Here is a 21,729-nt window from a genome sequence, read left to right on the forward strand (position 1 = left end):
GGGAGCCCGTCATGAACCAACAGCAGCTGTCGGGCTACGTCCCGACCCCGCCCGCCGCCCGCATGGAGAACCACGGCAGCGCCATGGTGAAGATCGCCATGCAGAGCGGCCAGGACGTCTTCGCACGCACCGGCTCGATGGTCGCCTACGAAGGCTTCGTCCAGTACGAGCCGAACCCGCCCGCCGTCCGCCAGATGGCCTCCCAGTGGCTCACCGGCGAGGGCGCCCCCCTGATGAAGTGCTCCGGCGACGGCCTGCTCTACCTGGCCGACTACGGCGCCGACGTGGTCTGCATCAACCTCAACGGCGACTCGCTCTCCGTCAACGGCACCAACCTCCTCGCCTTCGACGCGCACCTCCAGTGGGGCGTACAGCGCGTCAAGGGCATGGCGAAGTTCGCCGGCCAGGGACTCTTCAACGTCGGGATCTCCGGCACCGGCTGGGTCGCGCTGACCTCCCGGGGCACGCCCATCGTCGTCGACTGCGGCCGCGGCGAGGACGAGACGTATGTGGACCCGGACGCCCTGGTCGCCTGGTCGACAAACCTGAAGATGAAGGGCAAGCGCAGCTTCAAGGCGTCCTCGATGATCGGGCGCGGCAGTGGCGAGGCGTACCAACTCGGCTTCTCCGGCGAGGGGTTCGTCGTCGTCCAGCCCAGCGAGGACAGCACCGACCGGCTCCGGGCCCGGGGCTGAGGGGGAGGACCGAACACGCCATGCAGAGTCCGCTTTTCGCCTTCACCGAGGCACAGACCCAGGACCGCTACGCCCTGCAGAACAACCAGCTGCTGCGCGTCGCCCTCCAGGGCCACGAGGACGTCCTGGCCCGCAAGGGGTCGATGGTCGCCTACCAGGGGCTGCTCGAATTCGACGGCACCTACCAGACGCCCGGGCAGCAGCGCACCCGTGCCTACTCCGGCGAGGGCCTCGACCTGATGCGCGTCTCCGGGCAGGGCACGGTCTATCTGGCCAACCTCGCCCAGTACGTGCATGTCGTCGATGTCGACCACGACGGCCTGACCGTCGACAGCAGCTATGTCCTGGCGCTGGACTCCGGCCTGCACTGGGAGGCCGTCTCCGTCGACAGCCAGTACGGCATCTCCGGCACCGGCAAGTACCAGCTCAACATCTCCGGGCAGGGCAAGGTCGCCCTGATGACCTCGGGTGAGCCGCTGATGCTGCAGGTCACGCCGGACAAGTACGTCAACGCCGACGCCGACGCGGTGGTCGCCTGGTCCGCCTCGCTGCGGGTGCAGATGCAGGCGCAGACCCACTCCTCCGGCGTGTGGCGGCGACGCGGCAACACGGGCGAGGGCTGGGAGCTGAGCTTCCTGGGCCAGGGCTATGCGCTGGTCCAGCCCAGCGAGCTGCTGCCGCCGCAGAACGCCGTCATCGGCTCGGGTGTGGCGGCCCAGTTCGGCATGGGCCAGCAGGGCGCCCGGGGACAGAACCAGGGCAACATCTTCACCAACTGACCCGCCGCCGGCACCCATCCGGCGCCCGCTCGGCCACGGGCGGGCGCCGGATGCGGCCGCCGTCTTCTACAGCAACGCGCGGGCGCGCTCCACCAGGCGCACCACCGACGCATCGGCGACGCCGGGCACCTCGTCGTAGGCGAACCAGCGCAGATCCAGCGACTCGTCGCTGATCGCCGCCACCGCGCCCTCGGGCGCCACCGCCGCGTACTGGACGTCCAGATGCACCGCGCAGGGCGTGTGATGGCGATCCAGCCGCACCGGGCCTGCGGGCAGCAGCGTCAGCCCCTGGGCGATGCCCGACTCCTCGCGCGCCTCACGCAGCGCCGCATCCGCCAGCGAGGCGTCCTCGGGCTCGCAGTGGCCCCCCATCTGCAGCCACATCTCCAGCTTGCGGTGCAGGGTGAGCAGCACCCGGCCGCCGGCCGGGTCGATCACCAGCGCGCTCGCCGTGAGATGCCCGTCCTTGCAGGGCTTCCACATGCCGTCCTGATGGGCGGCGAGGTGATCCAGGTACGCCAGCCGAAGCCGCTCCTGATCGGGCGACGGCGCGGGCCACTCCTTGAGCACCCGCGCCGCATCCGCGTGCAGACTCACTTGCCGTCGTCACCCTTGCTCTCGTCCGGTGCCGCATCGGGACCGTCGCCCTCCTGGGAGGGCTTGCCCAGATCCGGCCGACCGCCGCTCGCGGCCTCGCCGAGCATCTTGTCGAGCTCGGAGAAGTCCGGCTGCTCGTGGTGCACAAAACCGTCCGGATCGTCCAGATCGGCCGCCGTCGGCAGCATGTCCGGGTGCTCCCACAGGCCGTCGCGGCCGTCCAGGCCCCGCGCGTCCGTGAGCGACGCCCACAGCCGCGAGGCGTCCCGCAGCCGTCGCGGACGCAGCTGGAGACCGATCAGGGTCGAGAACGTCTGCTCGGCGGGGCCGCCGCTCGCCCGGCGCCGCCGCAGCGTCTCCCGCAGCTTGTCCGCCGAGGGCAGATGCGGCTTGGCGGCGGCGTGCACCACCGCGTCCACCCAGCCCTCGACGAGCGCCAGCGCGGTCTCCAGCCGGGCCAGCGCGGCCTTCTGCTCCGGGGTGTCCTCGGGCTGGAACATGCCCTGCTGCAGTGCGTTCTGCAGCTCCTCCGGATGCTGCGGGTCGATCTGGCCGACCACGTCCTCCAGCTTGGTCGTGTCGACCTTGATGCCGCGCGCATAGCCTTCGACGGCGCCGAACAGATGCGAGCGCAGCCACGGCACATGGGCGAAGAGCCGCTGGTGGGCGGCCTCGCGCAGGGCCAGGTACAGCCGCACCTCCTCCGCCGGCACACCCAGGCCCTCGCCGAACGTGGCGATGTTCCCCGGGAGCAGCGCGGCCTTGCCGGCCGGTCCCAGCGGCAGGCCGATGTCCGTCGATCCGACGACCTCGCCGGCCAGGACGCCCAGCGCCTGGCCGATCTGGGTGCCGAACATCGCGCCGCCCATGGAGCGCATCATCCCGAGCAGCGGGCCCGCCATGGCCTGCATCTCCCCGGGCAGCACATCGCCCATGGCCGACCCGACGCGCTCGGCGAGCGGATTGACCAGGTCCTTCCACACCGGCAGGGTCTCCTCGACCCACTCGGCACGGCTCCAGGCCACCACCGAGCCGGAGCCCGACGGCAGCGACGTCACACCGTCCAGCCACAGATCCGCCAGCCGCACGGCCTCCTCCACGGCCACGCGCTCGCCCGGCGACAGGCTCGCGTCCTTGCTGCCGTCCTCGGCGCCCTGCGCGACGGTCTGCCGCGCGATGTCCTTGGCCATGTCCCAGTTCACCGGGCCGCCCTCGTACGAGAGCATCTGGCCGAGCTTCTGGAAGGCGGCTCCCAGATCGCCAGGGTTCATTTCGCCACCAGGGCCGCCCATGCCGCCGAAGAGCGCCGCGAACGGATTGTCCGCGCCGCCGCTCCCGCCGCCGAACCCGAACGGGTCCGCGGGGCCCTGGCTACCTCCCTGGCCGCCCTTCTTCTTGCCGTTGTCGCCGTCCTCCGGCTCCTCCGGCGGAAGGCCGAATCCAAATGGGGTGTCACTCACGGGTTTCCTCGGCTCGTAGGGCCGCCGACCAGGTGGCCGACGGCGGCTGCCCGACATCACCTCCAGCGTAGACACCCGGACCGCTTCGGGGCTCGGTGCTTCGCTGTCCCGGTGGCTGCGGCAGGATGGAGCCACCTGGTGCGGACGCGTCATGACGCGTCCGCACTGAAGACAACCGCTGGAGACGCCCGGTGAGTTCCCCAGATCCGACCGTTCGCGCAGCGCGAAACGCTGCGGCCCAGACCGAGAAGGCGGGCGACACCGCAGGCGGCGCCCCCGACCGGCCGCTGCGCCGGCCCGTCGTCGCCGTCACCGGAGCCGCGTCCGGAGTCGGCGCGCAGCTCACCCGCGCCCTGGTCGCCTCCGACGAGGTCAAGCAGGTGGTGGCCATCGACGAGCGGCGCGGCGACGTCGCCGAGGCGCACTGGCACGTCCTGGACGTGCGCGACCCCGCGATCGCCGACAAGCTGCGCGGCGCGGACGTCGTGGTCCACCTGGCGCTCGACCTCGACCTGGGGAGCGACGACACGGCGCGGACCGCCTACAACGTGCGCGGCACCCAGACCGTGCTCACCGCCGCCGCGGCCGCCGGCGTCCACCGGGTGGTGCTGTGCACCTCCGCCATGGTCTACGGGGCGCTGCCCGACAACGATGTTCCGCTGGCCGAGGACGCCGAGCTGCGGGCCACCGCGGACGCCACCGGCGTCGGCGACCTCCTGGAGATCGAGCACCTGGCGCGCCGCGCGCCCCGCGCGCACCCGGGCCTGAACGTCACCGTGCTGCGCCCCACCGTCCTGGTGGGCGGCACCGACACCGCGCTGACCCGCTACTTCGAGTCGCCCCGTCTCCTGGTCGTCGCCGGATCCCGTCCCGCCTGGCAGTTCTGCCATGTCGAGGACCTGGTCAGCGCCCTGGAGTACGCGGCCCTGGAGAAGGTCGAGGGCGAGCTGGCGGTGGGCTGCGACGGCTGGCTGGAGCAGGAGGAGGTCGAGGAGCTGTCCGGCATCCGGCGGATGGAGCTGCCGTCCTCGGTGGCCCTGGGCGCCGCCGCCCGGCTGCACCGCATCGGCCTGACGCCGTCGCCAGCGGGGGACCTCGCCTACACGATGCACCCCTGGGTGGTCAGCGGCAGCCGGCTGCACGACGCGGGCTGGCGGCCCCGGTGGACGAACGAGGAGGTGCTCGCCGAGCTTCTGGAGGAGGTCGCCGGACGGCACACCGTCGCCGGCCGCCGGCTGGGCCGCAAGGACGCCACCGCCGCGGGTGCCGCCGGTGCCACCGTCGCGCTCCTGGGAACCGCCGCGCTGGTGCGGCGGGCCCGCAAGGCCCGCCGGCGCATCTGAGCGGCACAGGGCCCGCCGGCCTGGAGGAGTCTCCATACGGCTGCCGGGACGACCGGTGGAAACCGCCATTCCCTGTGCCTTCGCGGTACGGCACGATGGAGGTATGTCTGGCACGCCTTCCCCTTCGACGCCCGGCCGCGACCACCCTGGTGAGCGGGCCTCGGCGGACCCGATCCGGCTCCTGGAGATCCGCGACACCGCACTGTCGCTGGACGAGGTGTTCACGGCCGTGGGGGACGCGGCCGCCGGCGGCACGGCCCTGTTCGTCGGCACGGTCCGCTCGCACGACAACGGCGCCGACGTCGATCACCTGGGGTACTCCGCCCACCCGACCGCCGTGGCGGAGATGCGCCGGATCGCCGAGAAGGTCGTCGCCGAGTACCCTGTGCGGGCACTGGCCGCCGTCCACCGGGTGGGCGATCTGAGCATCGGTGACCTCGCCGTGGTCGCCGCGGTGTCCTGCCCGCACCGGGGCGAGGCGTTCGAGGCCTGCCGCAGGCTGATCGACGACCTCAAGCACGAGGTCCCGATCTGGAAGCACCAGATGTTCGTGGATGGAACCGAGGAATGGGTAGGAGCCTCATAAGTACGGGGGCGGCGGCCCTTTGCTCCGAGGCGACGGTGCTCGAACGCGGGGCCGAACCGGTGTCGCACGTTCCGGTTGCGTAACCCGCCCCCTGGCGTGAGCGTTGACCTGGCAGATGGTTAATCTGCTTATTCGTCGATTGCGGTCGTGCAAGGGGTTGGGAGGTCGCTGATGGGTGCGCTCCTGTGGTTGTTGATTCCGGTTGGTGCCGGGCTGATCGCCGCAGTTTGGAGCAGCTGGGCCCTGCGTCACCGCAAATCCGGCGATGTGGCGGAACTCGCGGGCTACGCCCGGTTCCGTGACGCGATGGAAAGGGAGCATTCCGCTTCCGAGCCGGCTCCGGCCGCCTCCGACTCGGTCTGAACTCCGTCAGCCGTAGCAGCAGCAAGCGGCGGGCGGCTGCCCGCGTCTGCGTGCGGGCAGGTGTTCGACCTCGGACGGACGGCCCCGCGGGCCGGTTGTCATACCCGTCCCGTACTGTCGTTCCATGCCACGCCGCACCGCGACGCTGCTCGCCTCGTTCCTGATGCTGATCGCGCTGCTCTGCGCGGGGGTGCTGTTCCCCGTGCCGTACGCGGAGATGTCTCCGGGGCCGACGGTGAACACCCTCGGCGATCATGACGGCGAGCCGGTGCTGCAGATCTCCGGGCGCAAGACCTACCCGACGACCGGTCACCTGAACATGACCACGGTCCGGGTCACCGGCCCCGACTACACCATGAACCTCTTCGAGGCGCTCTACGGCTGGCTCGACCACGACAGCGCCGTGGTGCCGCACAAGACGCTCTACCCCGAGGGGCAGACGGCCGAGCAGGCCGATCAGGAGAACGCCGAGGAGTTCAGCCAGTCCCAGGAGAGCGCCAAGGCCGCCGCCCTCAAGCAGCTGCACGTGCCGGTCGGCACGCAGACCGTCGTCGGCTCCGTCGTCAAGGACAAGCCGGCCGACGGGCGGCTGCACGCGGGCGATGTGATCAAGGCGGTGGACGGCACGGTCGTCAAGCAGGCGGGCGACGTCGCCAAGCTCGTCACCCAGCACAAGCCCGGCGAGAAGGTCGTCTTCACGGTCATCCCCGCCAAGGAGGCGGCCGCGGCCGAGAAGCGGGGCGAGAAGCCCGCGGCCGGCACGGAGCAGATCTCGATCACGACCCAGAAGGCCGACGACGGCCGCGCCATCGTGGGCATCCAGGCCAGCGTGGACCACATCTTCCCGTTCCCCATCGACATCAAGCTGGCCGACGTCGGTGGCCCGAGCGCCGGGCTGATGTTCGCGCTCGGCATCGTCGACAAGCTCACGCCCGGGAACATGACGGGCGGCAGGTTCGTGGCCGGTACGGGCACGATCGACGACAAGGGCAAGGTCGGCCCGATCGGCGGCATTTCGATGAAGACCGTCGGTGCGCGCGACAAGGGCGCGGAGTTCTTCCTGACGCCGAAGGACAACTGCGCCACCGCCGCCAAGGACACCCCGCGCGGGCTGCGCCTGGTCAAGGTCGACACGATAGGCGACGCCGTCAAGGCGCTGGAGAAGATCCGCAAGGGCGACCTCGCCGGCCTGCCGAGCTGCAGCCCGGCAGGCCGGTCCTAGGGAGTGTCCTAGGACGCCTTCCCCCGGGAGGACTTCCCCAGGGAGGGCTTCCTCGGGGAAGACGCCCCAGGGTCGGTACGTGCCGTCGTGGTGTCAGGCCTCGAAGGTCGCGGCGAGCGCGTCGGCGAGGCCCGGTACGAGCGCCGCGCCGGTGAGAACCTCGGCGGTGGAGTCCTTCTCCCGCAGGCGCAGCGCCGATTCGCGGGAGCCGTCGCGCAGTACGGCCACCGTCATCCGGACCTCCTGGCGGTCCGGGTGCTCGGCGACCCACTTGGCGAGCTGGGCCTCGTCCATGCCCTCGGGCTCGGAGTCCTCGGCGGACGGCGGCAGCATCAGCCGCTCCACGGTCAGCGCGCAGCCGGTGACGGCGTCCGGCCAGGCGATGGTGCCGAGGAACTCGTCGAGCGGCACGCCGGCCGGGATCTCGTCCTGTTCCACGGGGGTCAGGGAAGCGGTGGTGGAGTCGTCGATACCGAGCTGGGCGGCGAGCGAGGGCTCCTGCGCACGCAGCTTGGCGGTGTCGACGAGGGCGAACAGTCGGGCGGGCTGATCCCAGCCGAGCCCGGCGCTGTACTCATCGATTTCGAGCACCGCGCGGGTCAGCGGGTCGGCGGCGAGGGGGGTGCCGTCAACGGGGAGGTTGGTCATGCTCAACATCGTGCCTTGTCCACCCCGGAAATCGGGAACCGAGTAAAGCCTTCGTAAGTTGCATCAGTGGGTCCTACTATCGCCGGGCCTGCTCCACACGACAGCGAACTTCGAGGTGCGCACCTTGGCTTTCCAGATGCCGGACCGCGGCGGAGGCCCGACAGGGCCACGGATCAGAGTCGGCCGACCATCGCGGCGGATCCGGACCCTGCTCATGACATTGGGTGTGCTGGCCGTGCTGGCCATGCTCTTCGTGATGTTTGCGGGATTTTGGACCGATTGGCTGTGGTATCGCTCGGTCAAGTACTCCTCGGTCTTCACCACCACCCTGACGACCAAGATCGGTCTCTTCGTCGTCTTCGGTGTCCTGATGGCCGTGGCCGTCGGCTTCAACATCTGGCTGGCGCACCGCCTGCGCCCGCCGCTGAGCGCGATGTCCATGGAGCAGCAGAGCCTGGACCGCTATCGGATGAGCATCGCGCCCTTCAAGAAGTGGGCGCTGATCGCCATCACGGCGGTGGTCGGTCTGATCGCCGGCGCCTCCGCCTCCGGTGAGTGGCGCACATGGCTCCAGTGGGTCAACGGCGTCCCGTTCGGCAAGACCGACCCGCAGTTCGGCATGGACGTCTCCTTCTACGCGTTCGACCTGCCCTGGTACCGCTTTCTGCTGAGCTTCGGCTTCGCCTGCGCGGTGCTGTGCCTGGTGGCCGCCGCGCTGACGCACTACCTCTACGGCGGACTGCGGCTGACCAGCCCCGGTTCGCGGGCGACGGCCGCGGCCACCGGCCATCTGTCGGTGCTGCTGGGCCTCTTCGTCTCGCTCAAGGCGATCGCGTACTGGCTCGACCGGTACGGGCTCGCGGTGAAGTCCAGCGGCCTGAAGTCGGCCGAGAACTGGGCGGGCCTGCGCTATGTGGACGCCAACGCCTACCTCCCGGCGAAGACCATCCTGTTCTTCATCGCGGCGATCTGCGCGGTGCTGTTCTTCGCGACGCTCTGGCGGCGCACGTGGCAGCTGCCGGTGATCGGCTTCGGTCTGATGGTGCTCTCGGCGGTCCTGATCGGCGGGCTGTATCCGGCCATCGTGCAGAAGTTCCAGGTCCAGCCGAACGAGCAGGCCAAGGAAGCGCCGTACATCAAGCAGAACATCAAGGCGACCCGGGACGCGTACGACATCCAGGACGCCGAGGTCACGCCGTACAAGGGCAACTACAAGCCCACCGGCAAGGAGGACAGCCAGCGGCTGCGGGACGACGCCGACACCACCGCCAGCATGCGGCTGCTGGACCCGAACGTGGTCTCGCCGGCCTTCCAGCAACAGCAGCAGGTGCGGGCGTACTACCAGTTCCCCTCCACCCTCGACGTCGACCGGTACAAGGACCAGGACGGCGCCGAGCAGGACACCGTCATCGGTCTGCGCGAGCTGAACATCGCCGGCATCCCCGAGCGCAACTGGATCAACGACCACTTCAAGTACACCCACGGCTATGGCGCGGTCGCCGCGAAGGGCACCGAGGCCGCCGACGGCGGCGGTCCGAAGTACACCGAGTCGGATCTGCCCTCCAAGGGGCAGCTGCCCAAGCACGAGCAGCGGGTGTACTACGGCGAGAAGACCACGCAGTACTCCATCGTCGGCGGTCCGCAGAAGGAGCTGGACTACTCCGACGACAGCGGCGAGAAGAGCTACAGCTACCGGGGCGACAGCGGGGTCAACCTCGCCAACCCGATCAACCGCGCCGCGTACGCGGTGGCCTTCGGGGAGCCGCAGATCCTCTACTCCGGCGCGATCGGCGACGGCTCGCGGATCCTGTACAACCGCACGCCCAAGGAGCGCGTCGAGTCCGTCGCCCCCTGGCTGACCATCGACGGCGACGCCTATCCGGCGGTCATCGACGGCCGGATCAAGTGGATCGTGGACGCCTACACCACCAGCGACGGCTATCCGTACGCCTCGCGCACCACGCTCGGGGACACCACGGCCGACTCGCTCACCGACGGGCAGCGGGCGGTGGTGGCCCAGCAGAACCAGGTCAACTACATCCGCAACTCCGTCAAGGCGACGGTCGACGCCTACGACGGCTCGGTCAAGCTCTACCAGTGGGACGAGAAGGACCCGGTCCTCAAGACCTGGATGAACGCCTTCCCCGGCACGGTCGAGAAGAAGAGCGCCATAAGCCCGGCGCTCAAGGAGCACCTGCGCTACCCGCAGGACCTCTTCAAGGTGCAGCGCCAGCTGCTGACCACGTACCACGTGACGGACCCGGGGACCTTCTACACCGGCTCCGAGCGCTGGCAGATCCCCAGCGACCCGACGACCAAGTCGGGCAACGCGGTACCGCCGTACTACCTGAGCATGAAGATGCCGGACCAGAAGGACCAGACGTTCTCGCTGACGACGACCTTCACGCCGAACAAGAAGGACAACCTCGGCGCCTTCATGGCCGTCGACGCCAATGCGACCAGCGGCGACTACGGCAAGATCAGGCTGCTGAAACTGCCCGCGCAGACCCCGGTCCCCGGTCCGCAGCTGGTGCAGTCGAAGTTCAACTCCGATCCGGTCATCGCCAATGAGCTCAACATCCTCAAGAAGTTCGGCGATTCGGAGATCGAGTACGGCAATCTGCTGACCGTGCCACTGGACGGCGGACTGCTCTACGTCGAACCGGTGTACCTGCGCGGTGCCAACACCAACTACCCCCTGCTGAAGAAGGTGTTGGTGAGCTACGGCGACAACAAGCCGGTCCTGGAGGACTCCCTGAAGGACGCGCTGGACGTGGTCTTCGGGAAGAAGGCGCCCAGTTCGGGTACGGAGAAGCCGCCGGGCGGCGGTGACACCGGCCAGCAGCCGCCGTCGAACCAGACGGTGCAGCAGGCCCTGTCCGACGCGCAGAAGGCCTATGAGGAAGGCGAGAAGGCGCGCGTGGCGGGCGACTGGGGCGCTTACGGCGAGGCCCAGAAGAAGCTCAAGGCCGCGCTGGACCGGGCCGCGAAGGCGTCCGAGAAGGGCGGCAAGTCGGGCGGCTGAGCCGCCTCGGTGATCCCCGGGCCCCGCGGCCGCCGGTGCGCAACCGGAGGCCGCGGGGCTGGCCACTGCCAGGGCCGGTCCTCTGCCGTGATAGATTGATGGCACAACGACGCGGGGTGGAGCAGCTCGGTAGCTCGCTGGGCTCATAACCCAGAGGTCGCAGGTTCAAATCCTGTCCCCGCTACGGAAAGCCGAAGGCCTGGATCCGAACGGATCCGGGCCTTCGTCATGCGTTCGGGTCGATCCTGAGGAAGGCCGGGTCGCGCGGCCTATGTAGGGAACCTGTGTGCTTGAGTTTGACAAGTCGTCGTGTCGGGAAGTCGACAAACCGCTGAAGTGACCTCACTGGCTGCGGTATACCAGGTGTACGCGGGTTACAGGTGATGCGACGATGGGTCTTATGGGGGACAAGGCAAGGTTGTTGGAGACGGACCGGTTTGTGCATGCGCCCGACGACGGGCGCGAATCCGAGCTGCAGATGGACGCGATGGAGGCCGCGGAGGCCGCCGAAGCGTCCGATGCCGTGACCGAGACCGGCCGCCGCCGGGCGGCCGAGGCGGGCGACACCGCCGCGATGAGCGCCCTCGGCGCGATGCTGCTGCGCCGCGGTGACCTCGACGGCGCCGAGCCGCATCTGCGCTCCGCGGCCGCCGCCGGGGACCGCGCCGCGGCCAACAACCTCGGCGTTCTGCTGCACCAGCGCGGCTACGGGGACGAGGCGGCGGGCTGGTGGCGGATCGCCGCCGTCGCCGGATCCGCCGCCGCCGCGCACGCCCTGGGCCGGCACTACCGCGAGCGCGGCGACGAGCCGGCCGCCGAGTACTGGCTGCGCCAGTCCGCCGAGTCGGGCCACTGCCTGGGTGCGTACGCCCTCGCCGACCTGCTGGAGCACCGCGGCGACAGCGGCGCCGAGCGCTGGTTCCGGGCCGCCGCCGAGCGCGGCCACCGCGAGGCCGCCTACCGCCTCGCCCGGCTGATCGAGGACGGCCGCGACGCGGACCGCCGGGCGGCCACCGCGTACGGCGAGCTGAACCAGCAGGAGGAGGCCGAGCAGTGGTACCGCCAGGCCGCCGCGCGCGGCCACCGCAGGGCGGCGCTGCAGCTGGGCGCGCTCCTGGAGGACCGCGGCGACGTCCAGGAGGCGGGCCGCTGGTACCTGTCCGCCGCCAAGGACGGTGAGGCGCGCGCGGCCTGTGCGCTGGGCTACCTGCTGCGTGACGCCGGCGACGAGGAGAGCGCCGCGGAGTGGTGGCGGCGCGCCGCCCAGGACGGCGACGGCAACGCCGCCAACGCGCTGGGCGCACTGCACGCCGAACGCGGCGAGCTGCAGAGCGCCGAGCGCTGGTACCGCGTCGCGCTGGACGCCGGGGACGTCAACGGGGCCTACAACATCGGGCTGCTGTGCGCCCGGCAGGGCCGGGCCGGGCGCGGCGAGCAGTGGTACCGCCGCGCCGCCTACGCCGGGCACCGCGAGGCCGCCAACGCGCTGGCCATCCTGCTGCTGCAGCGCGGCGACGCCTCGGGTGCCGAGCCGTGGTTCTCCAAGGCGGCCGAGGCGGGCAGCGTGGATGCCGCGTTCAACCTCGGCATTCTCTTCGCCGGGCGCGGCGAGGAGCGGATGGCGCACACCTGGTACGAGCGGGCGGCCGCGGCCGGGCACACCGAGGCGGCGCTGCAGGTGGCCATCGTGCAGCTGCGGGACGGCGAGCTCCAGCGCGCGGAGCGCAATCTGCGCTGTGCGGCCGGCGGCGGCAGCGCCGAGGCGGCCTTCCGGCTCGCGGACCTGCTGGACCGCAGGGCCGCGGCGGCGGGTGAGGGGCTGGCCGACGGTGAGCGGGCGGCGGACGACGAGAGCATGCAGTGGTACGAGCGGGCCGCCCGGCAGGGCCATCGCCGTGCCCAGGTCCGGGTTGGCATGTTCGCGGCGGCTCGGGGCGAGCTCGCCGAGGCCGCGGACTGGTACCGCACGGCAGCCGAGTCCGGCAGCCGCAACGGCGCCTTCAACCTCGGGCTGCTGCTGGCCCGCGAGGGCAGCCTCCCCGAGGCGGCCCTGTGGTGGCAGCGGGCCGCCGAGGGCGGGCACGGCCGGGCCGCCCTGCGGCTGGCGCTGATCGCCGCCCGGCGCGGCGCGCTCGCGGAGGCGCAGGCCTGGTGTGCGCGCGCCGTCGAGCTGGGGCCGCCGGAGGTGGCGGAGCGCGCGGCGCGGCTGCGAGCCGCGCTCCAGGACGAGCTCAGCGCGTAGGGCGGGCCTTCCGGGGCGGGGGCCGGACCGGACGGTTCGGAAGGCCCGCCCTGCCGGCCTGTGGGGAGCCCGGAAGCCCCGGGTTCGCGGGCCGGCTCCCGGGCGCTGGGAAAGGGATTTGCGCTGGTCGTCGCGCTGGGGTTAGAGTAAACCCACAACGACGCGGGGTGGAGCAGCTCGGTAGCTCGCTGGGCTCATAACCCAGAGGTCGCAGGTTCAAATCCTGTCCCCGCTACTCACAGGCCAAGGCCCGGATTCCATGGAATCCGGGCCTTCGTCGTGTCTGCGGGCCGTTATGGCGCGGGGCGCACGGAAGGGCCCGCGGCCGGAGGGGCGCGGGCTCTCGGGTCGGAGTGCGGCGTGGCCCGCCGGAACGGGGGCGGGCTCGCCGTGCGTCAGTGCGTGCCGCTGCAGTGCGGGCAGATGCCCCGGTAGGTCACCGTGACCTCGGAGACCTGGAAGCCGTAGCGCTCCGGCTCGGGGAGGGCGGACAGCGGGTCGCCCTGGACGTGCACATCGCGGATCGTGCCGCACCGCGAGCAGACGAGGTGCTGGTGGTCGTGATGGGCGTTGGGGTCGTAGCGCTTGGCCCGGCCGTCCGTGCTCACCTCGATCACCTCGCCGAGCGAGACCAGCTCGCCCAGGGTGTTGTAGACGGTGGCGCGGGAGATCTCCGGGAGTCGTTCGGATGCCAGCGCGTGCACTTCGTCGGCGGTGTAGTGGACGTGGTCCCCGTCGAGGACCTCGGCGACGACGCGTCGCTGCGCGGTCAGCCGCCAGCCGCGTCCCCGGAGCCGTTCCAGCAGGTCACTCATGCCAATCACCTATCAGTCAGATAGAGCCAGGGTAGCAGTGGCCGGTCCATCACCGGATTGCGTACGACTTTCGTATGCTTCTTGACTTAGACATTGTCCAATGTAGGATCGGGTTCGGCGCAAGCCAAGGGCAGGTGTAGAAGACTTCAGGAGGCGCACGTGTCGGTAGAGAGCAGCACCGGACCGCTGACCACGGAGACCGGGGCTCCGGTCGCGGACAACCAGAACAGCGAGACGGCCGGCATCGGCGGACCCGGCCTCATCCAGGACCAGCTCCTGATCGAGAAGCTGGCGCACTTCAACCGCGAGCGCATACCGGAGCGCATAGTGCACGCCCGTGGCGCCGGTGCGTACGGCACGTTCACGGTGACCGCGGACGTGACCAAGTACACCCGCGCCAAGTTCCTCTCCGAGGTCGGCAAGCAGACCGAGACCTTCCTGCGCTTCTCCACGGTCGCGGGCAACCTCGGTGCCGCCGACGCGGTGCGTGACCCGCGCGGCTTCGCGCTGAAGTTCTACACCGAGGAGGGCAACTACGACCTCGTCGGCAACAACACCCCGGTGTTCTTCATCAAGGACGCCATCAAGTTCCCGGACTTCATCCACACCCAGAAGCGCGACCCGTACACCGGCTCGCAGGAGGCGGACAACGTCTGGGACTTCTGGGGTCTGTCGCCCGAGTCCACCCACCAGGTGACCTGGCTGTTCGGTGACCGCGGCATCCCGGCTTCGTACCGCCACATGAACGGCTACGGCTCGCACACCTTCCAGTGGAACAACGAGGCGGGCGAGGTCTTCTGGGTCAAGTACCACTTCAAGACCGACCAGGGCATCAAGAGCCTCACCCAGGACGAGGCCAACAAGCTCGCCGGCGAGGACCCGGACAGCCACCAGCGTGACCTGCGCACGGCCATCGAGCGGGGCGACTTCCCGACCTGGACCGTGCAGGTGCAGATCATGCCCGCGGCCGACGCGGCGAACTACCGCTTCAACCCGTTCGACCTGACCAAGGTCTGGCCGCACGAGGACTACCCGCCGATCGAGATCGGCAAGCTGGAGCTCAACCGCAACCCGCAGAACATCTTCGCCGAGGTCGAGCAGTCGATCTTCTCCCCGCACCACTTCGTGCCGGGTATCGGCCCGTCCCCCGACAAGATGCTGCAGGGCCGTCTCTTCGCGTACGGCGACGCGCACCGCTACCGCGTCGGCATCAACGCCGACCACCTGCCGGTCAACCGCCCGCACGCCACCGAGGCGCGCACCCACGGCCGGGACGGGCTGCTCTACGACGGCCGCCACGCGGGCCAGAAGAACTACGAGCCCAACAGCTTCGGCGGTCCGGTCGAGACCGGTCGGCCGCTGTGGCAGCCGGCGTCCGTCACCGGCGCCACGGGTGAGCAGGCCGCGCCCTCGCACGCCGAGGACGACGACTTCGTCCAGGCCGGCAACCTCTACCGCCTGATGTCGGAGGACGAGAAGGAGCGCCTGATCGGCAACCTGGCGGGCTTCATCGCCCAGGTCTCCCGCGACGACATCGCCCAGCGGGCGATCGAGAACTTCCGCAAGGCGGACGCGGACTACGGCAAGCGGCTGGAAGCCGCGGTCCAGGCCCTGCGCGGCTGACATGGGCCCTGTGCGGCCGGGCTGCCACCGCTCTCGCGGATGCGGTGGCTCGCCGTGGGGGTTGCCCGGGTGCCGCTTGCCGTAACAACCGAAGAGGCCGGATGCCGATGGGCTCCGGCCTCTTCGCGTATCCGGCCCTGGTGTCAGGCCGGTACGGCACCCGCTCGTGCGGCGGCGGGTGACCAGCAGCGGATGATGTCGCGCACGGACACGACGCCGACCGGCTCATGTCCGTCCAGCACGATCAGATGGCGGAAGCCGCCGCGCACCATGGCGTCCGCGGCGTCGTCCAGGGTCCAGTCCGGGGCGGCGAAGACCACGTCGGGGGTGGTGTGGGTCTGGGCGGTCTCCCGGTCGGGGTTCTCGCCCGCGCCCAGCGAGTTGAGGATGTCGCGCTCGGTGAGGATGCCGATGCCGCTGTTGTCGTTGTCGAGGACCACGGCCGAGCCGATGCGGCGGGCCGCCATCAGCTGCGCCGCCTGGCGGAGGGTGTGAGCGGGCCCGATGGTGAGGACCACCGTGCTCATGGCGTCTTTGACGTACATGGGCATGGAGCGGAGCCACCTCCTTGGTGAATGTGCTTGCGAAGGAATTCACAAGTTCACAAAGTGGGGGATTCTCATGTTCACATGCCGTCGTCGATGCAACAAGGGGCGGGTGTTGGACGCCAGTCCGATTCCCCGCCCCCTCAACCGCGTTGGCGCAGGTCAGCGCTTGTCGTCGCCGAGGTAGCTCAGCAGATCCTCGTGCAGCAGGCCGTTGGAGGCCGCCGCGTTGCCGCTGTGCGGACCGGGCTTGCCGTCCAGACCGGAGAACTGACCGCCCGCCTCCTTGACCACCACCGCGCAGGCCGCCATGTCCCACAGCGAGAGCTCCGGCTCCGCGCAGATGTCCACCGAGCCCTCGGCGACCATCATGTACGGCCAGAAGTCGCCGTAGGCCCGGGTGCGCCAGCAGTCCCGGCTCAGGTCGAGGAAGCCCGCGAGGTTGCCGCGCTCCTCCCAGCCGGTGAGCGAGGAGTACGCGAACGACGCGTCCTGGATGCGGCCGACCTTGGACACCTGCAGCCGGGTCGCGGAGGTCAGGCTGCGGCCGGTGAAGGCCCCCAGGCCCTCCGCGGCCCACCAGCGGCGGTTGAGCGCCGGCGCGGAGACGATGCCGACCACCGGGCGGTCGCCGCCCTCGCCGCGCTCCATCAGCGCGATCAGCGTCGCCCAGACCGGCACCCCGCGGACGTAGTTCTTCGTGCCGTCGATCGGGTCGATGATCCAGCGGCGCGGCCCCGCGCCCTCGCTGCCGAACTCCTCGCCGAGCACCGCGTCCCGCGGCCGGGCCCGCTGGAGCTGGCTGCGGATCAGCTCCTCGGCGCCCTTGTCCGCCTCGCTCACCGGCGTCATGTCCGGTTTGGTCTCGACATTGAGGTCGAGCGCCTTGAAGCGCTCCATGGTGGCGGCGTCCGCGGCGTCGGCGAGTACATGGCCGAGGCGAAGATCATCGTGATAGTCGGGCATGTGCGAACAGTATCCATTGGTATACGCCGGAGCCACACGGCCACGGTCCGCCCGGCGTGTGGTGTGCTCCGGCCGGGGGGCGGCGCCGGAGCGCGACGGGCGCGGGGGCGCGGGGCGATGGGGCTGTCACGCCCCTTGACAGCCCCTGATGCCACGTCAATTCTGTGCGAAAACCGGCCACCTGGGCCGGCGGCCGGGGAGGCGATGGATGTCCGCAGCGCGTGAATCCCTGCTGGATGCCGCCTATACGGCATTGCTGGCCCGGGCCTGGACGGCCGTACGGATGGTCGATGTCGCCGCCGCGGCCGGGGTCTCCCGGCAGACGCTCTACAACGAGTTCGGCAGCAAGGAGGGCCTCGCCCGCGCCCTGGTGCGCCGGGAGACCGACGGCTACCTCGCCGGGGTCGCCCGGGCGCTGGCCCGCGGCGGCACCCCGGACGCCGGGACGCGGGCCGACGCGGCGGCCCGGATGGCGGCCGTGGCCACCTGGACGCTGCGCACCGCGCGCGTCAACCCCCTGGTCAAGGCCGCGCTGACCGGCTGTTGGGGAGACCGGCTGCCGGCTCCGGCGGCGGACCCGGCGCCGGCCGGGAGCGCCCGGCCGGGCGTCCCCGCGCAGCGCAGGGCGCCGTCCGCCGAGGGGCCGCTGCCCGAGCCCGCCGAGCTCGTCGGCCGGCTCCGCGATCAGGCCGTCGCGGTGCTGGAGCCGGGCTGGCCCGAGGAGGAGCGGGCCGCCCTGGGCGCCGCCTGCGAGACCGCGGCGCGGCTGACGCTGTCCTGTGTGGTCGCCCCGGCGGCGGGGGCGGGGGCGGGGCCGGCGTCGGGACGCCTGCCGGCGCGGCGGACGCGGCGGGAGGCGGAGACGGAGGCGGTGTCGCGGCTCGTACGGGGGGCGTTCGCGCGGCTGCCGGACGGCGCGGAGTCGGGCGCCCGGCACTGACGGAGCGTCACTGCGGTGACGGGCGTGCGGCGGCCGGCGGGCGACGCCCGGTGCGCCGGTGGCGCCGGCCCGGACCTCAGTGCCCGGACCTCAGTGCCCGGACCTCAGTGCCCGGACCTCAGTGCGCGGACCCCGACAACTGCAGCCCGATCACGCCCACGATGACCATCGTGATGGAGACGATCTTCAGCGTGGAGACCAGGTCGCCGAGGAAGACCATGCCGTAGATCGCGGTGCCCGCCGCGCCGATGCCGGTCCACACCGCGTACGCCGGGCCGACGTCCAGCTTGCGCAGGGCCAGCGTCAGCAGGCCGAAGCTGCCCAGCGCGAAGACGGCGAAGGCGATGGTCGGGTACAGACGGGTGAAGCCGTGCGAGAGCTTCAGGCAGACCGCGAAGCCGGTCTCCAGGATCCCCGCCACCACCACCAGCAGCCACGCCATGACCCATTGCCTCCGTCAGCCGGATGAGTAGCGGCAGGGCGTCACCCGCACTCGTCCGGGCCCCGTCCGGGTGGCCAGGGCCCCGTCACCAGTTCGCCGACCTTGTGTGATTATGCCTTCACCCAGGGCGGGCGGCAGGAGAAGCGCCGGCGGTCAGTCGCCCTCGCGTCGCTCGCGGGTGGCCAGCAGACGGCGCAGCGAATAGAGGCGGGCCGGTTCGGCGTGACCGTCGCCGACCCAGGCGTCCAGCGCGCAGTCCTTCTCGTCATGGCTGCAGGCGCGCGGGCAGTCGGCGGTGCCCGGCTCCAGGTCGGGGAAGGCGTGGATGACCCGGGACGGGTCGATGTGCGCCAGCCCGAAGGAGCGCACCCCCGGGGTGTCGATGACCCAGCCCGAGTCGCCGGGCAGCGGCAGGGCCAGCGCGGAGGTGGTGGTGTGCCGGCCGCGGCCGGTGACCGCGTTGACATGGCCGGTGGCCCGACGGCGCTCCGGGACCAGGGCGTTGACCAGGGTCGTCTTGCCGACACCGGAGTGCCCGACGAACGCGGTCATATGGCCCGTCAGCTCGGCCCTGACCCGCTCGGCGGCGCTGCCGTCGGCCAGCTCGTCGCGGTTGGTGACGACGTAGGGGACACCGAGCGCGCCGTAGGACTCCAACAGGGTGTCCGCGGAGGCCAGATCGGACTTGGTCAGCACCAGCAGCGGGTCCAGGCCCGCGTCGTAGGCGGCGACCAGGCAGCGGTCGATGAGCCGGGGGCGCGGCTCGGGGTCGGCGAGCGCGGTGACGATCGCGAGCTGGTCGGCGTTGGCGACCACGACCCGCTCGTAGGGGTCGTCGTCATCGGCCGTACGGCGCAGCGTCGAGGTGCGCGGCTCGACCCGGACGATCCGGGCGAGGGTGTCCTTGGTGCCGCTCAGATCGCCGACGACGGCGACCCGGTCGCCGACCACCGCGCTCTTGCGGCCCAGTTCGCGGGCCTTCATCGCGGTGACCGTACGGCCCTCGATGAGGCAGGTCAGCCGGCCGCGGTCGACGGTCAGGACCAGGCCCGCGCCGGCGTCCTCGTGCTTGGGGCGGATGTTGGTGCGGGGGCGGTTGCCCTTGGGGTTGGGACGGACGCGGATGTCGTCCTCGTCGGGGTTCTTGCCGTAGCGGCGCATGGCGGCGGTACCCCTCAGGCTCTCCGGGCGGGGACGGCCGCCGGGTCGAGCATGTCCCGCCACAGCGCGGGGAAGTCCGGCAGGGTCTTGGCGGTGGTGGCGACGTTCTCCACCTCCACCCCCTCGACCGCGAGTCCGATCACCGCGGCGGCGGTGGCCAGGCGGTGGTCCTCGTAGGTGTGGAAGATCCCGCCGTGCAGCGGGCGCGGCCGGATGTGCAGCCCGTCCGCGGTCTCGGTGACGTCGCCGCCGAGTTCGTTGAGCTCCTTGGTGAGCGCGGCCAGCCGGTCGGTCTCGTGCAGCCGGAGGTGCGCCACCCCGCGCAGCGTGGACGGGGAGTCGGCCAGCGCGGCGACCGCGGCGATGCCCGGGGTCAGCTCGCCGACCTCGCTCAGGTCGACGTCGATGCCGTGGATCCGGCCGCTGCCGGTGAAGGTCAGGCCGTGCTCGGTCAGCTCGCAGGAGCCGCCCATGGTGGTGAAGATCTCGCGCAGCGCGTCACCGGGCTGGGTGGTGTGCTCGGGCCAGTCCGGAATGGTGACCCGGCCGCCGGTGACCAGCGCCGCGGCCAGGAACGGCTGGGCGTTGGACAGGTCCGGCTCGACGACCAGGTCGCGGCCGAGCAGCGCGCCCGGCGTGACCCGCCAGACGTTCGGCTCGCCGCCGGCCTCGGGGGTGTCCACCTGCGCGCCGACGCTGCGCAGCATGTCGACGGTCATCCGGATGTGCGGCATCGACGGCAGCGCCGCGCCGACGTGCCGGACCTCGACGCCCTGGTTGAAGCGCGGCGCGGACAGCAGCAGGGCGCTGACGAACTGGGAGGAAGAGGAGGCGTCGATCTCGACCGGGCCGCCGTCCAGGGCGCCGCCGCCGAAGACGGTCATCGGGAGCGCGCCGCGGTGGTCGTCGTCGATCCGGGCGCCCAGGGCGCGCAGCGCGTCGATGACGCCGCCGAGCGGGCGCTCGTAGGAGCGCGGGTCGCCGTCGAAGCGGATCGGGCCGTCGGCGAGGGCGGCGACCGGCGGCAGGAAGCGCATGACCGTGCCGGCGTTGCCGACGTCGATGGTGGCCGGGCCGTGCAGCCCCGCCGGGATGATCCGCCAGGCCTCACCGCCGCCGGGCCGCCCCGCCGCGCCGGCGGAGCTGGAGGACGCGGTCTCCTCGATGCCGACGCCCAGCGTGCGCAGCGCCTCGGCCATCAGCAGCGTGTCGCGGGAGCGCAGCGGGCGGCGCAGCCAGCCGGGCTCGGAGGAGAGGGCGGCCAGCACCAGGCCGCGGTTGGTGACCGATTTGGAGCCGGGCACCGTGACGGTTGCATCGACGGCCCCCGCGGCGAGGGGGGCGGGCCACAGGGCGGGGTGTGCGGGGCTCTCGGTCATGCCCTTACTTTAATGGCTGGGCAAGGGTGCCGATCTTGATCAAAAGTGGCGCAACCTCACCGAAACACGGCACTGGTAGTGAGCACGCGTGCCGGGCGCGCACAACCGGCGGCCCCACCGGGCGCGGTGGTACGGGCAGGGCGGCCGCCGGCGGCGTCAGAGGCCGAGCAGCCAGCGCCCGCCGCCGATCAGGGAGCACAGCGTCACCACGTGGAACAGGCCGAGCCAGAGGGCCGCCGGGACGTTCGTCAGCCGCGCCAGCTGGTCCGGATCGGAGTCCGCGGCTCCGCCCCGGCGCCGCTTGCCCTGCAGCTCGAAGGGCGGCCGCACCCCGCCCAGCAGCAGGAACCACACCACCGCATACGCGAACGCCGCCTGCACGTCGGCCGTCGTCAGCCAGGACACCAGCACGAACGCGGCGCCGGCCAGGACGACCGTGAGCACGCCGTAGGCATTGCGGATCATGACCAGCATCGCCAGCAGCAGGAGGGTCGCGCCCCACAGCAGTGCCGTGATGTGCCCCGCGGCGAGCAGCGCGGCGCCCGCAAGGCCCAGCAGGGACGGCGCGGTATACCCGGCCGCCGCGGTCAGCACCATGCCGAGGCCGGTCGGCTTGCCCCGCGAAACGGTCAGACCCGAGGTGTCCGAGTGCAGCCGGATGCCGTCCAGGCGGCGGCCGGTGACCAGCGCGATCAGCCCGTGCCCGCCCTCGTGGGCGATGGTGACGGCGTTGCGCGACAGCCGCCAGGCGGTCCTCGGGACGACGACGCCCAGCGCGAGCACCGCGGTGACGATCACCAGCCAGAGCGAAGGAGCGGGCTGGGTCCCGAAGACGCGGCTCCATATGTCGGTGAGGTGGTCGGTGTCCATGTCTCCCCTTCGTGTGGCATGGCAGTGT

General features: G+C 71.4%; 20 protein-coding genes and 2 tRNA genes. 12 read left to right on the top strand and 10 right to left on the bottom strand.

The window, feature by feature from the left end:
- Positions 1-11: 11 nt before the first annotated feature.
- Together ACZ5XZ_RS03765 and ACZ5XZ_RS03770 are read left to right on the top strand one after the other, a co-directional pair.
- Positions 12-695 (top strand): AIM24 family protein, encoded by a 684-nt coding sequence (locus tag ACZ5XZ_RS03765; RefSeq protein WP_468974300.1) that lies wholly within the window; start codon positions 12-14, stop codon positions 693-695.
- Between the two features lie 20 nt (positions 696-715).
- Positions 716-1,474, top strand: coding sequence for an AIM24 family protein (locus ACZ5XZ_RS03770; protein ID WP_468974302.1), 759 nt, complete (start codon positions 716-718; stop codon positions 1,472-1,474).
- Positions 1,475-1,540: 66 nt separating this feature from the next.
- Here the strand turns inward: ACZ5XZ_RS03770 and ACZ5XZ_RS03775 are convergent, their stop codons facing one another.
- Together ACZ5XZ_RS03775 and ACZ5XZ_RS03780 are read right to left on the bottom strand one after the other, a co-directional pair.
- Positions 1,541-2,071, bottom strand: coding sequence for an NUDIX hydrolase (locus ACZ5XZ_RS03775; RefSeq protein WP_468974304.1), 531 nt, complete (start codon positions 2,069-2,071; stop codon positions 1,541-1,543).
- Positions 2,068-3,531 (bottom strand): zinc-dependent metalloprotease, encoded by a 1,464-nt coding sequence (locus ACZ5XZ_RS03780; protein ID WP_468974306.1) that lies wholly within the window; start codon positions 3,529-3,531, stop codon positions 2,068-2,070. Before ACZ5XZ_RS03780 ends, ACZ5XZ_RS03775 begins: the two co-directional genes overlap by 4 nt.
- Positions 3,532-3,722: 191 nt before the next feature.
- Here ACZ5XZ_RS03780 and ACZ5XZ_RS03785 point away from each other — a divergent pair, with 191 nt between their 5' ends.
- The 4 genes from ACZ5XZ_RS03785 to ACZ5XZ_RS03800 all read left to right on the top strand — a co-directional run bounded on the left by ACZ5XZ_RS03785 (position 3,723) and on the right by ACZ5XZ_RS03800 (position 7,045).
- Positions 3,723-4,874, top strand: a complete 1,152-nt coding sequence (locus ACZ5XZ_RS03785; protein WP_468974308.1) for an SDR family oxidoreductase — start codon at positions 3,723-3,725, stop codon at positions 4,872-4,874.
- Between the two features lie 103 nt (positions 4,875-4,977).
- Positions 4,978-5,460 carry a molybdenum cofactor biosynthesis protein MoaE gene (locus ACZ5XZ_RS03790; RefSeq protein ID WP_468974310.1) on the top strand — a complete coding sequence of 161 codons (483 nt, stop codon included), beginning with the start codon at positions 4,978-4,980 and terminating at the stop codon, positions 5,458-5,460.
- 171 nt (positions 5,461-5,631) lie between these two features.
- Entirely contained in the window at positions 5,632-5,823 is a 192-nt protein-coding gene (locus tag ACZ5XZ_RS03795) for a hypothetical protein (RefSeq protein ID WP_384439165.1), read from the top strand.
- Between the two features lie 124 nt (positions 5,824-5,947).
- Positions 5,948-7,045, top strand: coding sequence for a YlbL family protein (locus ACZ5XZ_RS03800; RefSeq protein WP_468974312.1), 1,098 nt, complete (start codon positions 5,948-5,950; stop codon positions 7,043-7,045).
- Between the two features lie 93 nt (positions 7,046-7,138).
- On the opposite strand, the gene ACZ5XZ_RS03805 is transcribed toward ACZ5XZ_RS03800, so the two are convergent.
- Positions 7,139-7,693, bottom strand: coding sequence for a PPA1309 family protein (locus tag ACZ5XZ_RS03805; RefSeq protein WP_468974314.1), 555 nt, complete (start codon positions 7,691-7,693; stop codon positions 7,139-7,141).
- Between the two features lie 136 nt (positions 7,694-7,829).
- On the opposite strand from ACZ5XZ_RS03805, the gene ACZ5XZ_RS03810 reads away from it, so the two are divergent.
- The 4 genes from ACZ5XZ_RS03810 to ACZ5XZ_RS03825 all read left to right on the top strand — a co-directional run bounded on the left by ACZ5XZ_RS03810 (position 7,830) and on the right by ACZ5XZ_RS03825 (position 13,195).
- Entirely contained in the window at positions 7,830-10,718 is a 2,889-nt protein-coding gene (locus ACZ5XZ_RS03810) for a UPF0182 family membrane protein (protein ID WP_468974895.1), read from the top strand.
- 110 nt (positions 10,719-10,828) lie between these two features.
- Positions 10,829-10,902, top strand: a tRNA-Met gene (locus tag ACZ5XZ_RS03815).
- Positions 10,903-11,109: 207 nt separating this feature from the next.
- On the top strand, positions 11,110-12,960 hold the full coding sequence (locus tag ACZ5XZ_RS03820; protein WP_468974316.1) for a sel1 repeat family protein: 1,851 nt from the start codon (positions 11,110-11,112) through the stop codon (positions 12,958-12,960).
- Positions 12,961-13,121: 161 nt separating this feature from the next.
- Positions 13,122-13,195 (top strand) — tRNA-Met (locus tag ACZ5XZ_RS03825).
- Positions 13,196-13,355: 160 nt separating this feature from the next.
- Here the strand turns inward: ACZ5XZ_RS03825 and ACZ5XZ_RS03830 are convergent.
- Complete coding sequence (locus ACZ5XZ_RS03830; protein WP_468974318.1) at positions 13,356-13,775, bottom strand: Fur family transcriptional regulator; 420 nt, start codon at positions 13,773-13,775, stop codon at positions 13,356-13,358.
- A 159-nt stretch (positions 13,776-13,934) separates the two neighbouring features.
- On the opposite strand from ACZ5XZ_RS03830, the gene ACZ5XZ_RS03835 reads away from it, so the two are divergent.
- Positions 13,935-15,398: a catalase gene (locus ACZ5XZ_RS03835; RefSeq protein WP_468974320.1), complete on the top strand. Its 1,464-nt coding sequence runs from the start codon at positions 13,935-13,937 to the stop codon at positions 15,396-15,398.
- Between the two features lie 143 nt (positions 15,399-15,541).
- On the opposite strand, the gene ACZ5XZ_RS03840 is transcribed toward ACZ5XZ_RS03835, so the two are convergent.
- Together ACZ5XZ_RS03840 and hisN are read right to left on the bottom strand one after the other, a co-directional pair.
- Positions 15,542-15,943, bottom strand: coding sequence for a CBS domain-containing protein (locus ACZ5XZ_RS03840; protein ID WP_384442932.1), 402 nt, complete (start codon positions 15,941-15,943; stop codon positions 15,542-15,544).
- A 162-nt stretch (positions 15,944-16,105) separates the two neighbouring features.
- Complete coding sequence (gene hisN, locus ACZ5XZ_RS03845) at positions 16,106-16,909, bottom strand: histidinol-phosphatase (RefSeq protein ID WP_468974322.1); 804 nt, start codon at positions 16,907-16,909, stop codon at positions 16,106-16,108.
- A gap of 208 nt (positions 16,910-17,117) precedes the next feature.
- Between hisN and ACZ5XZ_RS03850 the strand changes: the two genes are divergently transcribed.
- The gene (locus tag ACZ5XZ_RS03850) at positions 17,118-17,849 is read left to right on the top strand and encodes a TetR/AcrR family transcriptional regulator (RefSeq protein WP_468974324.1); all 732 of its coding nucleotides are present in this window, start codon (positions 17,118-17,120) and stop codon (positions 17,847-17,849) included.
- 118 nt (positions 17,850-17,967) lie between these two features.
- Here ACZ5XZ_RS03850 and ACZ5XZ_RS03855 read toward each other — a convergent pair whose 3' ends face one another.
- From ACZ5XZ_RS03855 to ACZ5XZ_RS03870, 4 genes are all read right to left on the bottom strand, one after another.
- Positions 17,968-18,291, bottom strand: a complete 324-nt coding sequence (locus tag ACZ5XZ_RS03855; protein ID WP_468974326.1) for a DMT family transporter — start codon at positions 18,289-18,291, stop codon at positions 17,968-17,970.
- A gap of 153 nt (positions 18,292-18,444) precedes the next feature.
- On the bottom strand, positions 18,445-19,452 hold the full coding sequence (gene rsgA / locus ACZ5XZ_RS03860) for a ribosome small subunit-dependent GTPase A (protein ID WP_468974328.1): 1,008 nt from the start codon (positions 19,450-19,452) through the stop codon (positions 18,445-18,447).
- A 14-nt stretch (positions 19,453-19,466) separates the two neighbouring features.
- Positions 19,467-20,831, bottom strand: a complete 1,365-nt coding sequence (gene aroA, locus ACZ5XZ_RS03865; protein WP_468974330.1) for a 3-phosphoshikimate 1-carboxyvinyltransferase — start codon at positions 20,829-20,831, stop codon at positions 19,467-19,469.
- A 156-nt stretch (positions 20,832-20,987) separates the two neighbouring features.
- Positions 20,988-21,701 (bottom strand): M50 family metallopeptidase, encoded by a 714-nt coding sequence (locus ACZ5XZ_RS03870; protein WP_468974332.1) that lies wholly within the window; start codon positions 21,699-21,701, stop codon positions 20,988-20,990.
- Positions 21,702-21,729 lie beyond the last annotated feature (28 nt).

This window comes from Streptomyces sp. NPDC033270, assembly GCF_055576575.1.